Source organism: Plantactinospora sp. DSM 117369 (genome assembly GCF_053764795.1).
Window position 1 is genome coordinate 8,426,103 of the sequence record NZ_CM132446.1, and the last position, 12,283, is coordinate 8,438,385.

At 71.6% G+C, this 12,283-nt stretch carries 13 protein-coding genes; 5 read left to right on the plus strand and 8 right to left on the minus strand.

The window, feature by feature from the left end; translation table 11 throughout:
• Positions 1–48: 48 nt before the first annotated feature.
• Entirely contained in the window at positions 49–927 is an 879-nt protein-coding gene (locus ACSMXO_RS35950) for a serine hydrolase domain-containing protein (RefSeq protein ID WP_455419392.1), read from the minus strand.
• Between the two features lie 592 nt (positions 928–1,519).
• Here ACSMXO_RS35950 and ACSMXO_RS35955 point away from each other — a divergent pair.
• From ACSMXO_RS35955 to ACSMXO_RS35965, 3 genes are all read left to right on the plus strand, one after another.
• On the plus strand, positions 1,520–2,128 hold the full coding sequence (locus ACSMXO_RS35955) for a hypothetical protein (protein WP_455415435.1): 609 nt from the start codon (positions 1,520–1,522) through the stop codon (positions 2,126–2,128).
• Positions 2,129–2,322: 194 nt separating this feature from the next.
• Complete coding sequence (locus ACSMXO_RS35960) at positions 2,323–2,946, plus strand: ClpP family protease (protein WP_455415436.1); 624 nt, start codon at positions 2,323–2,325, stop codon at positions 2,944–2,946.
• A 95-nt stretch (positions 2,947–3,041) separates the two neighbouring features.
• Complete coding sequence (locus ACSMXO_RS35965) at positions 3,042–3,587, plus strand: N-acetyltransferase family protein (protein ID WP_455415437.1); 546 nt, start codon at positions 3,042–3,044, stop codon at positions 3,585–3,587.
• On the opposite strand, the gene ACSMXO_RS35970 is transcribed toward ACSMXO_RS35965, so the two are convergent.
• Entirely contained in the window at positions 3,584–4,402 is an 819-nt protein-coding gene (locus ACSMXO_RS35970) for a DUF6597 domain-containing transcriptional factor (protein WP_455415438.1), read from the minus strand. The genes ACSMXO_RS35965 and ACSMXO_RS35970 overlap by 4 nt on opposite strands.
• A 127-nt stretch (positions 4,403–4,529) precedes the next feature.
• Here ACSMXO_RS35970 and ACSMXO_RS35975 point away from each other — a divergent pair, with 127 nt between their 5' ends.
• A complete protein-coding gene (locus tag ACSMXO_RS35975) occupies positions 4,530–4,934 on the plus strand; it encodes a DUF3224 domain-containing protein (protein ID WP_346260435.1) in 405 nt (134 codons plus the stop codon).
• A 107-nt stretch (positions 4,935–5,041) separates the two neighbouring features.
• Entirely contained in the window at positions 5,042–6,010 is a 969-nt protein-coding gene (locus ACSMXO_RS35980; protein ID WP_346260436.1) for a DNA polymerase domain-containing protein, read from the plus strand.
• A 136-nt stretch (positions 6,011–6,146) separates the two neighbouring features.
• Here ACSMXO_RS35980 and ACSMXO_RS35985 read toward each other — a convergent pair whose 3' ends face one another.
• The 6 genes from ACSMXO_RS35985 to ACSMXO_RS36010 all read right to left on the minus strand — a co-directional run bounded on the left by ACSMXO_RS35985 (position 6,147) and on the right by ACSMXO_RS36010 (position 12,224).
• Positions 6,147–6,896 carry a class I SAM-dependent methyltransferase gene (locus tag ACSMXO_RS35985; RefSeq protein ID WP_346260437.1) on the minus strand — a complete coding sequence of 250 codons (750 nt, stop codon included), beginning with the start codon at positions 6,894–6,896 and terminating at the stop codon, positions 6,147–6,149.
• Positions 6,897–7,199: 303 nt separating this feature from the next.
• Positions 7,200–8,516: an extracellular catalytic domain type 1 short-chain-length polyhydroxyalkanoate depolymerase gene (locus ACSMXO_RS35990; RefSeq protein ID WP_455415439.1), complete on the minus strand. Its 1,317-nt coding sequence runs from the start codon at positions 8,514–8,516 to the stop codon at positions 7,200–7,202.
• 178 nt (positions 8,517–8,694) lie between these two features.
• Positions 8,695–9,735: a LacI family DNA-binding transcriptional regulator gene (locus ACSMXO_RS35995; protein WP_455415440.1), complete on the minus strand. Its 1,041-nt coding sequence runs from the start codon at positions 9,733–9,735 to the stop codon at positions 8,695–8,697.
• Between the two features lie 102 nt (positions 9,736–9,837).
• A complete protein-coding gene (locus ACSMXO_RS36000) occupies positions 9,838–10,833 on the minus strand; it encodes an asparaginase (RefSeq protein ID WP_455415441.1) in 996 nt (331 codons plus the stop codon).
• 123 nt (positions 10,834–10,956) lie between these two features.
• Complete coding sequence (locus ACSMXO_RS36005; protein WP_455415442.1) at positions 10,957–11,730, minus strand: Clp protease N-terminal domain-containing protein; 774 nt, start codon at positions 11,728–11,730, stop codon at positions 10,957–10,959.
• Positions 11,731–11,786: 56 nt separating this feature from the next.
• Positions 11,787–12,224, minus strand: a complete 438-nt coding sequence (locus tag ACSMXO_RS36010; RefSeq protein WP_346260442.1) for a hypothetical protein — start codon at positions 12,222–12,224, stop codon at positions 11,787–11,789.
• Positions 12,225–12,283 lie beyond the last annotated feature (59 nt).

Sequence of the window (12,283 nt, forward strand, 5' to 3'; positions counted from 1 at the left end):
GCTGCTGCTTCGTGTCGAACCGGACCGCCCTGATCCGAAGTGCCTGATCTATGCGAGCAGAGGCTCCAGGGTGCGGGCGTCCGTCGCCTCGGTATTGCTGAGGACCACGATGCGGCGACCCAGTTCCGGAATGTTGCCGGCGAACGCCTTGTAGCCCGCGTTGTGGCCGCTGTGCTGCCACCACCGCCGGCCTTTGAGCTCACCAACGAAGACGCCGTAGCCGTAGCCGCTCTCATCCGGGCCCTTGCCGGTCCGCGCCCGCTCGGTCAACATCAGCGTGCGGTACGGTTCGCTCAGCAGCCGGCCGCCCTGGAGGGAATCGAGCCAGGTCAACACATCCTTGGCCGTCGACCACACGTCTCCGGCCCCCATGCCCACCACGTCCAGTTCCCAGGTCGGCAACGGCTGGCCCTCAGCGTCGTGGCCGAGCGCCAGGTTCGGCCGCGCGCCGGGCGCTCCCACGAACGTCCTGGTCAAACCAAGGTGATCAAAGATGCGGTCTGCCAGAAAGACTCGGTAGGGCGTATCGGCGGCCCGTTCGACGACGTGCGCCACCAGCACGTACGCGGGACTGCTGTAGCTCCAGCCCTCGCCCGGCGGGTATTGGAGTGGTACGCGATGGAAGATCTTCAGTAGTTCGCCGGGCTCAACCCGCTGAGCTAGGTCGATCATGGGATAGTCGTCCCAGTGACCGAGGCCGGAGGTGTGGGTGAGCAGGTGGTGCACCGTGATGTCTCGCCACTCCTCCGGGCAGCCGTCGATCCAACGGTCCACGGGATCGTCGAGGGCCAACTTGCCGTCCTCGACGAGCAGGAGCGCAGCAGCCGCGGTGAACTGCTTGCTCACCGAGGCCAGCTGATACCGCGTCTCCGTGGTGTCGTCCACGACGAAGTCCTCACCCTGCCGCACCAGGAACTCCGCTCGCATCACGGCGCCAACCCTAGACGCTCTCGCGCCCGTCGGGCGTGGACGCTGGAGTCGTCACCGGTCCCGTGCAACCAAGGTCAGGTGCACGTTCGCCGCGATGAGCGGTCGCCGTGTGAGGTCGTGATGGGCTCGTATGGTGTTATCGCCTCGTGGGGTGGAACGAGGCGGCGTATGAAATTCTTGGCGGTTCCGACGAGCCAGCGGAAGCACGTGACGAGCTTGCCCTACTTGACGGATGGATCGGAGGAGTACTCCCGGGGTCCGTCCGCGAGTGGTACCTGCTCGACGCCACGCCGGGAGCCTGACCTTGAGCTTCGGATGCCTTCGACCCGTCAGTCTGGCGGTCGACGCGCCGGAATAGGCGCGCGACAAGTTCGAGCCGCTCGCCCTCCGGCGTGAAGAACGTGCGGATGGGGATGAACTCAGTGGGTGTGTACGACCGGCCCGGCGGGTAGGGCGGCCCGGCGAGCGCGTAGTTCTTCGGGATCGCCGCGAGTCGATGCCGAAGTTGCAACTTCTACCGAAATTTCGTCGCTGTACGCGAGCCGGCCGCTACGGGATACTGGGATCCCGCCGTTGTTCGGAGGCGCTCGTGTTGATCTCTGCCAGGTCGGAGCTGAACGGGTTGAGGCGGGACGAGGTCAGTCTCGGCGTACTACTGGCGCAGGAGTACGACCGACTCAAGGAGGAGCAGAACCACCGGATCGGCACCCGCGACAATCTCATGTACGCGACTCTTGTCTCGATCGCGGGCGTGGTCGTCGGGACGTACCAGGCCGAAAGTGTGGACCTCCTCCTGCTACTGCCTCCGGTCTGCGTGGTGCTGGGTTGGACGTACCTGGTCAATGACGAGAAGGTCTCGGCGATCGGGCGGTACATCCGCACCGATCTCGGGCCACGCCTGGGAGCCCTGGTCGGTGCCGGCCAACCGATCTTCCAGTGGGAGGGCAGCCACCGCTCCGATCGGCGTCGTCGCAGTCGGAAGATATTCCAACTAGCCACCGACCTGACGACGTTCTGTCTACCCGGAATGATCGCCATCATCATTCGCTGCATTGCCGGCGACCTTTCGATCTTATCCGCGGCCGTAGCGACCGTGGAGATTATCATGGTGCTTTTTCTGGCCCAGCAGATCATGGTTTACGCCGACCTGACCCGCGACAGATCACGGAACACCGCCGATGCCCGATCAGCATCTTGACAAATCGGCGACGGCTGCGGCTCTCATGCGCAATGTCCGCCGCCGGGCTGGACCAGGAGAGAGTGGACCGAGCAGAGTGGCGCCCGCCCGGCCACCTCGACACGGGACGGCAGCGAATTCCGCCGACGGCTGAAGCCGTGCGCTGACAGCGTAAGCCGTCGACTCTTCCTGGTGGCCGTCACTAGGTTGCTGGCATGACTGACCTGCACACCCCTCAGGCTCGCGGCGGAGAACAGCCACACGGCACCCTCGACGACTCGGTCTACAGCCGACTGTTGAAGGAGCGCATCATCTTCCTCGGCAGTGAGGTCACCGACGAGGTGGCCAACCGGATCTGCGCGCAACTGCTGCTGCTCGCGGCCGAGGACGCAGAGCGGGACATCAACCTCTGGATCAACTCGCCGGGTGGCTCGGTCTACGCCGGAATGGCGATATACGACACCATGCAGTTCATCGACAACGACGTCTCGACCGTGGCGATGGGCATGGCCGGGTCGATGGGGCAGTTCCTGCTCTGCGCGGGTACGCCCGGCAAGCGGTACGCGCTGCCGCACGCGCGGATCATCATGCACCAGCCGTCCGGCGGCATGGGCGGTACGGCGGCCGACATCGCGATCCAGGCCGAGCAGATGCTGCACACCAAGCGGATGCTGCTGGAGATGATCGCCCAGCACACCGGGCAGACGTACGACCAGATCGTCCGGGACGCCGACCGGGACCGCTGGTTCACCGCGACCGAGGCCAGGGAGTACGGCTTCATCGACCGGGTGGTCAGCGGCACCGGCCGGGTCTCCGAGTCCGCCGGTACGCCCGGTTGACCCAGGCGGGCCGGCGGGATCCCGGCCAGCCGGGCCGCACCGACCAGGTTCGTATCTCGGTTGTCCGCCCCGGACCGCCCGGTTAGCGTCGCGGCGTGCAGATCCGCGAGTTCACCGATTCCGACTGGCCCCGGGTGTGGCCGATCGTCCGAGAGGTCGTACGGGCCGAGGAGACGTTCACCTACGACCCCCGGATGACCGCGGAGCAGGCGTACCACATCTGGGTCGAGTCGGCGCCCGGGCTGACCGTGGTGGCCGTCGAGGACGACCGGCTGCTCGGTACGGCGAAGATGGGCCCGAACCGGCCCGGTCCGGGCGGCCACGTCTCGACCGCCAGCTTCATGGTCGACGCCGACGCCCGGGGCCGGGGCGTGGGTACGGCGCTGTGCCGGTACGCCCTGGACTGGGCGAAGCGGCGCGGGTACGCCGGCATGCAGTTCAACGCCGTCGCCGAGTCCAACGAGCGGGCCGTCGCGCTGTACCGGCGGCACGGGTTCGCCGTGGTGGGTACGGTGCCGGGCGCCTTCGCCCATCCGACCCTGGGCCGGGTCGGCCTGCACGTCATGTACCACGAGTTCTCCAGACCCGCCGCGGTGCGGATGGTCAGGCTGTCGGGGCCGTCCGGAGCGGCCTCCGGCTAGTGGGAAGGATGCGGGTCGGTCCCGCTGTCCGCGCCCTCGGCGTACCGGGCGGGTGGTGTTCCGACGGCGGCCGTGAACTCCCGGATCAGGTGGGCCTGGTCGTAGTAGCCGAGATCGGCGGCGAGACCCGCCCAGTCGACCGGGCCGCCGTCGGTGGCCCGCAGCGCCGCCTCCTGGAGGCGGCAGCGCCGGATGACCCAGCCGGGGCTGACTCCGACCTGGTCGGCGAAGAGGCGCTGCAAAGTGCGGACCCGCAGGCCGAGGCGCTCGGCCAGGTCGGTCACCCGGAGGATGGACCGGTCCTCCCCGGCGAGCCGGACCGCCTGTTCCACGGTCAACACCGCCGGGTCCGGCCGGTCCGGCATGATCGCCGTCAGCGCCCGGTCCAGCAGCGGGCCGGCCGCGTCGAGGTCTACGGCGGCGGTGACGGCGGCGGCCAGACGTGCGGCGTCGAGACCCGGAAGCAGCGAAGCCGGAACCGGCCCCTCGGCAGCCGGGCGGCCCAGGAACGCGGCGAGACCACCGGCGGTGAAGCGGACGCCGACCACCCGCCCCTGCCCGGCGAGGACCCGATCGAACCGGCGGCGGGGCGGCCCGTACAGCCAGGCCCGGCCCTCCTCGACGGTCAGGTGTGCCGAGGGGTGCGGCAGGGTCGACTGCCGGTGGGCGGGCCGGCCGCGCAGATCCCAGCAGACCGACCAGTACCAGGCGACGTACGGGAGCAGTTCCGGGGCGGGCGCACGCCGTCGCAGCGGCTCGACACCGGCCGGCGCGGTACGCAGCACTCCCCGCCGGTCGTCGAGATCGCGCTCCACCCGACCCAGGGTACGACCGCCCGGGCGCCGGCACGGTCGCCGAGGTCGGCCCGGAGTCGCCGCGGGCCCGGAAGCCGTGACGCGAATATCCAATCCGCTGTCCGGGGCCCCGACCTACGATTCCGGCATGATGCGACAGACGGACACCGCCCTCGCCCCCGGCACCGAGTTCACCGCCGAGTTCGAGGTGACCGGATGGGACGAGCAGCCCTACGACGAGCCCGCCGAGGGCGGCACCCTGGCCCGGGTGACCGTGCGGAAGACCTTCCGGGGCGTGATCGAGGGGACCAGCGTCGCCGAGTTGCTGACCGCCGCGAACCGGGGATACGTGGCGTCGGAGCGCTTCACCGGCAGCATCGGCGGGCGGAACGGGACGGTGGTCTTCCAGCACGGCGGGCTGGACGCCGAGACTCCGCGTACCTTCGGACACATCGTGCCGGGGACCGGGACCGGCGAGCTGACCGGCCTGCTCGGGACGATCACCTACCGGCGCGACGAGTCCGGACACAGCGTCCGGCTGGTGCTCGGCTGACAGCGGGTGCCGTCCGCGCCCCACGCCACGACCATCCTGTCCGGCTCGCGCGCGGCGCCCGGCCCGGCGGAGTTGACCGTACGGCGGCACCCCGGGAGAGTGGTTCGATGACGGGCAGAGCCGACGAGGTACGGGACGGGGTCTCCCTGACCAACCTCGACCAGCCCCTGTTCGACGGGGCGGACGCGACCAAGCGGGACCTGGTGGACTACCTCGACGAGGTCCGCGACCCGCTGATCCGCCAGTTGCGGGACCGGCCGCTCTCGGTGATCCGGGTGCTCCGGGGCCAGCCGCCGTTCATGCAGAAGAACGTGCCGCGCTACACCCCGTCGTGGATCTCGACGGTGACGCTGTGGGCGGAGGCGTCCCGCCGCGAGGTGTCGTACGCCCTCTGCAACGACCGGCGCACCCTGCTGTGGTTCGGCAACCAGCGGGCCGTCGAATACCACCCCACCCTGGTCACGGCGCAGCGGCGGGACCGCCCCACCCATCTGGTGCTGGACCTCGATCCACCGGCCCCGGACACCTTTCCGCTGGTCGTGGGCGCCGCCCAGCTGGTCCGGCAGGTACTGGCCGAGGCGGGGTTGTCCGGGGTGGTGAAGACCAGCGGGGCGAAGGGGGTGCACATCTTCGTACCGGTCGACCCGGAAGCGCCGATCGAGGACGTGGCCGCCGCGACCCGGGCACTGGCGGCCCGGGCGGAACGGCTGGATCCCGCGCTGGCGACCACCGCCTTCATTCGGGAGGACCGGGGCGGCCGGGTCTTCGTCGACTCGACCCGGTCCGGCGGCGCGACGGTGGTCTCGGCGTACAGTCCTCGGCTCCGGCCGGGGGTGCCGGTGTCGTTTCCGGTGCCGTGGGAGGAACTGGACCGGGTCACCCCGGCCGACTTCACCCTGCGTACGGTGCCGCGCCTGCTCGATGGGCACGACCCGTGGACCGAGCGGATGCCGGAACCGCAGCGGCTCCCCGCCGACCTGGTCGCCGAGGGGCACACCATCCCGATCGCCCGGGTGCAGGCGATGCACGAGGGCAAGCGCCGGGCCCGCGCCCGCCGCGCCGCCGAGGGCGACTGAGCAGGGCCCGCGCCCCCGAGGCCGGCCGAGCAGGGCCCGCGCCCCCGAGGCCGGCCGAGCAGGGCCCGCGCCCCCGAGGCGGGCCGAGCAGGGCCCGCGCCGTCGAGGCGGGCCGAGCACGCCCCGCGCCGATCGATCAGGCCGGCGCGTAGTAGGAGACGACGGCGGGCTGGCCGGTGTAGTTGGGGCCGGCACGGTCGTCGGCACCGAGATAGCGGTACGGCAACGAGAGCGCCACCGGCCCGGTCCGACTGATCCGCCGCCGTCTCGGGTCGACGGTGAACCCGGCCGACCGCAGCAGGCTGCTCAGCCGGCGACCGGCGGCCCTCCCGTCGGCCAGCCGCACGCTGCTCAGGTCGAGGTCGGCGACGAACCGGCCGTCGTCGACGAGCCAGCCGGCGATCCGGGTCAGCATGCCAAGCTTGTCGCCGACGTAGTGCAGCCCGTGCACGCAGGTGATCAGGTCGTAGCGGCGCGGCGGCGTCCAGGTGCCGATCGGGGCGCAGACCAGGTGGGGTGCGCCGACGCCGACTGGACTCCGGTCGTCCCGCCCGGGACCGGGGTCCGGGGCGGCGGCGTCGAAGAAGTCGACCAGGTCGACCCCGGTGATCGCCACCCGGTCGGCCAGGCCGGCCCGGTGCAGCCGCCGCGCGGCCTGGCCGAGTGCCCGGCCGCTGCCGCAGCACAGGTCGAGCCAGCCCACCGGCGGGCCGCCCGGCTCGGCCGGGTCACCGGGGTGGACCCGGGCGACGAGCCAGTCCAGCGGGTGGAATCCGAGTTCCCGGGTGTAGCTGTTGACGCCGTCGAGTTGGCGCTCCCGGTTCATCGCCGAGTTCGCCACCACGGCCGACGATGCCAGCGTCTCGTCGTCGAGTAGTCCGCCCATGGCGCGACACTCTGGCAGAGCGTGTCACCGGGCGACATCCGGGGCGGGACGGTGAACCCGGCGATCGACGCTCGCCGTCCACGCGGCGCGTCGATCGCCGTCCGGGTGGCGGTGCGGCGGGCTCCGGTGCGGCGCCAGGCTGGCTGCCGGCGCCCGGCGCCCCGACGACACCGGCCTGACCGGACCGGAGAAGACGGGCCGGCGGGTTGCCGGCGGGGGATCCTCCGCCGGCAACCCGCCTCTCCCTCGCGCGGCCCGTCGCGCTTCGATAACGACCAGGGGTCGATCGGGTACGGAACCGGGTCAGCTCAGTGTGCAGGCCGTCCCGTTGAGACTGACCGACGCCGGCCTACCGGTGTTGCCGGTGTGGCTGGCCTGGAAGCCGATTCCGACCGACGCGTTCGGCGCGATGGTGCCGTTGTAGCTGGCGTTGCGGGCGGTCACCGCACCGCTGGCCGGACTGTAGGACGCGTTCCACCCCGAGGTGATGGTCTGCCCGGCCGGCAGGGTGAAGGAGAGCGTCCAGCCGTTGATGGCCGAGGTGCCCCGGTTGGTGATGCTGATCGCGGCGGTCAGCCCGGCGTTCCAGGCGTTCACCGTGTAGCTGACCGCGCAGCCACCGGCCGGCGGCTCGGTAGGCGGTTGGGTCGGCGGCGGCGTGGTGGTCGGTACGGCCGTCGGGGTCCCGGTGGGCGGAGTGGTGGTGCTGTCCAGCCCGAAGAACCGGATCGCCTCGGCCGCGTTCACCGGCAGGTTGTGCGGTACCCCCTGCATGCTGATCGCCTCGACCGGCGCCATCGGGCCGCTGCCGCCGTAGCGGGTGCGGGTGTGGCCGGACTGCGGCGTGTCGGTGAAGGTCGGCGTCTGGCTCAGCCCGTGCACGTTGGTCCACTGCTTGATCTCTTCACCGAAGTTCGGATAGCGCAGCGTCTCGTCGTTGGTGCCGTGCCACAACTGCATCCGGGGCCGGGCGCCGGTGTAGCCGGGGTACGCGGCCCGGACCAGGTCGCCCCACTGCTGGGCGGTGCGGATGACCTGACCGTTGGCGCACTCGCTGTTCCAGGTGGAGCCGCCGGTGGTGGCGAAGCAGCTGTGCGGCACACCGGCGAACGCGGCCCCGGCGGTGAAGACGTCCGGATAGTTGCCGAGCAGCACGTTGGTCATCATGGCGCCGGAGGAGACCCCGGTGGCGAAAACCTGTCCGGTGCTGTAGCGCTGTTGGACGTATCGCACCATCGACATGATCGAGACGGGATCGCTGCCGCCGTCGCGACGCAGCGCCTGCGGGGAGTAGACGTCGAAGCACTGGCCGCTGCGGGTCGCCGAGGGGTAGATGACGATGTAGCCGTACCGGTCCGCCAGCGAGGCGAACTGGGTGCCGGAGTAGAACGCGGGGCCGGTACCGGTGCAGTAGTGCACCGCGACCAGGATCGCGGGACGCGTCGCCAACCGGTCCGGAACGTAGAGGTGCATCCGCAGGTTGCTGGGGTTGGTGCCGAAGTTGGTCACCTCGGTCAGCGACGCCGCCGAGGCCGGCGTGGCCACCGTCAGGCTCACCAGGCCGGCGGCCAGCACCACCGCACTGCCCGCGACGGCGAGTGCGCGTACGAGTCGTCCCATCCTGATCCTCTCTCGACCCGGCGAGGCGCGATCACGGACGGCGATCCGGGGCGTCCTGCCAGTTGAAACATCCCAAAGTATCGATGGGAATGTTTCACCGCACAAGACATAGACTGACATGAGTTCATGACGACGGTGTGGGGCCGGCGAAACCGAACCCCGGAGTGGAGCCGCGGGTTCAGCCGCGTGCCGGCGGGGCGGTGCTCTCCCGTACGACGAGTTCGGTGGCCAGCTCGACCCGGTGCTGGTCCAGGGACTGACCCGCCGCGAGGTCGATGATCATGCGGGCGGCGGTCACCCCCATCTGCTCCAGCGGCTGGCGGATCGTCGTCATCGGCGGCCCGGACCAGCGGGTGAACGAGAGGTCGTCGAAGCCGACCACACTCAGCTCGTCCGGGATGCGTACCCCGGCCCGGCGGGCCGCCTCGTAGACCCCGAGTGCCTGGAGGTCGTTGGCGGTAAAGATCGCGGTGGGCGGATCGGGCAGCGCCAGCAACTCCCGGCCGTCGGCCAGGCCGCCCTCGACGTACAGGGTGCTGATCCGCACCAGGTCGGGATCGACCGGTACGCCCGCCGCGTCCATCGCCGCCCGGTAACCGTCGAGCCGGGCCCGGCAGCACGGCCACTCCGGCGGCCCGCTCAACATGGCGATCCGCCGGTGCCCGAGATCCAGCAGGTGCCGGGTGGCGGCCAGCCCGCCGTTCCAGTTCGTCGCACCGACCGACGGGGTCTGGTGCAGCGGCTCCCCCGTCGGATCCAGCACGACGAGCGGGATCGACCGGGTGGCGAGCTGTGACTGCTGCGCGACGGTCAGCTCGGAGAAGACCGCGATCACCCCGATCGGCCGCCGGGTCAGCACCTGCTCGGTCCAGGCCCGCCCCGGGGTCAGCCGGCCCTGCATCTCGGTGAGTACGACGGCCAGGTCGTGCTCCCGGGCCACCTTCTCGACCCCCCGGATGATCTCCAGCGCCCAGAGGCTCTCCAGTGCGTGGAAGACCAGCTCCACGATGGCCACCGAGGTCGACCCACCCGGCCGGCGGTAGCCGTGCTCCCGCAGGATCGCCTCGACCCGCTTCCTGGTCTCCAGCGCCACCCCGGTCTGCCCGTTGATGACCCGGGACACCGTCGGCGCGGAGACCCCGGCCAACCGGGCGATCTTGGCAACGGTGAGCACCCTGCCACGCCCGCTCCGGGCCGCCTGCGGATTGGTGCCGGTCATCGCCGCAGCCTACGCGAACATCGACCGGTGGCACCGTCCCGGCATCGGGCCGGTTCGGCCTCGTCGTCCGGCCAGAGTGGAGTGACCCGGGCGGCCGCCGGTTCACCCACCGGGCGGCGGGACCAGCCGGTCGAACCAGTCCCGCGCCGCCGCCACCCCACCGCCGTCGCCGAGGGCCACCATCAGCGCGACCCGCGCCTTGCCGGCGGGCAGGCCCCGGGCCCCGATCGCGCCGACCCGGGCGGCCAACCCGACGGGTGGCGGCAACTCCGCCAGGCCGACCGTCCGGGTACGGCACCGGGAGGCGACCACCACCGGGACGTCCCACTCGGTCAACTCGGCGATCGCGGCGAACAGGCCGGCCGGGACGTTGCCCAGCCCGGTCCCCTCCAGTACGACACCCCGGGCGCCCGCGTCCACCACCGCGGTGAGCAGCCCAGAGTCCATTCCCGGGTACGTCTTCAGCAGCGCCACGTCCGACTCCGGCTCACCGTACGCCTCAGCGGGCCGGGGCGGTGCCGGGCCGATCGCCTCGACCCGCTCCCCGACGACCCGGCCGAGCGGCGCGAACGGGGTCGAGGAGAACGCCCGGACCGTGGTGGCGTCGACCATGCTCACCCAGCGGGCCGCGTGCAGTTCGTCGTCCACGCAGACCACCGCGCCCGCCCCGCGCAGCAGCGGATCGGCCGCGGCGGCGATGGACGACGCCAGGTTGCGCGGGCCGTCGGCGGAGAGCTCGTCGAGCTGCCGCTGCGCGCCGGTGAACACGATCGCGCCACGCTGGGCGGCCGCGCCGGCCAGTAGGTCGGCGAGGTAGGCGGTCTCCTCCAGGGTGTCCGTGCCGTGGCTGACCACCACACCGTCGAATCCGTCCGCCAGGATGGCGGACCGGGCCCGGCGGGCCAGCCCGAGCATGGTGCCCGGGCTGGTGTCCCAGCTCGGCTCGGCGAGCATGTCCTCGACCACCACGTCAGCGGCGAGCCGGTCCGGCGGGATCGCGTCGAGCAGTTCCGCCCCGGACGCGACACGCTCCTGTCCCGGGCTGGTCGAGTAGGCGATGGTGTCCTTGGTCGCGAGCAGCAGCACCCGCCTGGTCATCTCCGATCCCTCCGGTCCGGGCCCGCGCTAGGGCAGGTCAGTCAGCAACGGCAACGCGAGCACCAGCAGGAACGTCAGCATCGCGACGACCGCCGGCACGATCCTGCGCATCTCGGCGGCCGGTCAGTCGGCGTCGGTCCCGCCGGCCCGCTCCTCCAGCCGTTCGAGCCGGGCGACGATCGGCTGGAGTTCCCGGCGTACCGCGGCGGCCAGCAGCGCGGCGACCTCGGGTGACGGTCCGGCGGCGCCGGCCGGGTCCGCCTGCGGCGGGGTCTGGGCCCGCAGGTGGACGTAGCCGGCCAGGGCCGCCACCACGGCCCGGCGGGTCAGCCGCAGCTCGGCGCCGAGCGACCGGAGCAGTTGCCCGCCGACGCCGTCGGGCTCGGCGATCAGCCCGAGCAGCAGGTGCTCGCAGCCGACGTAGTTGTGGCCGAACGCGGTCGCCTCGGTCACGGCCAGCTCCAGGGCGTTCGCCGCCGGCCCGCTGAAGTGCAGCGCGTCGTCGGGGTCACCGCCCGGCTCGGCGACGGGCCGGCCGGTGAGCTCCTGGAGTAGCCGGTCCGGCTCGATCTCCTCGGCCCGCAGCACGTGCAGGGCCAGGTTGGTCCCCTCGGCCAGCATCCCGCCGAGCAGATGCGCGGTGCCGACCGCCGCCGACCCGTCCCCCCGGGACCGGTCGACCGCGAGCAGCACCGCCGCGCGGGCCCGGGGGGTGAAGTTCGGCAGCCGGGCGGCCAGGTCGGCGTCGTCGAGATCGCCGAGGGCGGTCTCCCGGATCGCGGTCACCCGGCGTACGGCCTGTTCGAGGGCGCGCTGGCAGACCGCCGAGACGGGAATCCCGGCGACCCGCACCGCCTCGGCCAGCTCGTCGGGGAGATAGACGTTGATCTTCGGCATCGCCGGGCTCCTCTTCGTCGGCACCGTGGGCTGACCCCACTATAACCCCTATGGGGTTATGAGGTGCCCCCGCCGGTACCCCGCAGATCTGCCTCGTCGTCGGCGACCGGCCCGCCAAGCTCGCCGGTCCCGTACGGGTCCAGGACCTCCAGTACCCGCCGCCCCCAGCGCTCGTGCGCCGCCTGCCGGGTGACCCCCGCCGCCCGGGCGATCAATTCCCAGGTCACTCCCCACCGACGCAGGCCGACGACGCTGGCGAACGGGTCGACGCCCGAGGCCAGGACGATCCGGAAATGCAGCAGTTGGGACGCAACCTCGCGCTGCCGCCCGGCCGGCCCCTCCTGCTCCGCCGCCCACTCCGGACTGCCGGGTGCCGGACGGCCACCGATCAACAGGTCGGCCTGCCGGCTCGCCTCGTTGACGGCGGCGTTGGCGGCCGCAACGGCGGCGGGGGCGACATCGACGGCGAGCGCGGTCTCCACGAATCTGTCCATGCTGTCAAGCTATCCTTGACAGAGTCATATCGTCAAGCCAGCCTTGACGAGGGACAGAT

Bases quoted from the DNA above. Each gene is read 5' to 3' on its own strand.
- ACSMXO_RS35950 (WP_455419392.1), bottom strand. From the start codon at position 927: ATGCGAGCGGAGTTCCTGGTGCGGCAGGGTGAGGACTTCGTCGTGGAC.
- ACSMXO_RS35960 (WP_455415436.1), top strand. From the start codon at position 2,323: ATGACTGACCTGCACACCCCTCAGGCTCGCGGCGGAGAACAGCCACAC.
- ACSMXO_RS35975 (WP_346260435.1), top strand. From the start codon at position 4,530: ATGATGCGACAGACGGACACCGCCCTCGCCCCCGGCACCGAGTTCACC.
- ACSMXO_RS35980 (WP_346260436.1), top strand. From the start codon at position 5,042: ATGACGGGCAGAGCCGACGAGGTACGGGACGGGGTCTCCCTGACCAAC.
- ACSMXO_RS35985 (WP_346260437.1), bottom strand. From the start codon at position 6,896: ATGGGCGGACTACTCGACGACGAGACGCTGGCATCGTCGGCCGTGGTG.
- ACSMXO_RS35990 (WP_455415439.1), bottom strand. From the start codon at position 8,516: ATGGGACGACTCGTACGCGCACTCGCCGTCGCGGGCAGTGCGGTGGTG.
- ACSMXO_RS35995 (WP_455415440.1), bottom strand. From the start codon at position 9,735: ATGACCGGCACCAATCCGCAGGCGGCCCGGAGCGGGCGTGGCAGGGTG.
- ACSMXO_RS36000 (WP_455415441.1), bottom strand. From the start codon at position 10,833: ATGACCAGGCGGGTGCTGCTGCTCGCGACCAAGGACACCATCGCCTAC.
- ACSMXO_RS36005 (WP_455415442.1), bottom strand. From the start codon at position 11,730: ATGCCGAAGATCAACGTCTATCTCCCCGACGAGCTGGCCGAGGCGGTG.
- ACSMXO_RS36010 (WP_346260442.1), bottom strand. From the start codon at position 12,224: ATGGACAGATTCGTGGAGACCGCGCTCGCCGTCGATGTCGCCCCCGCC.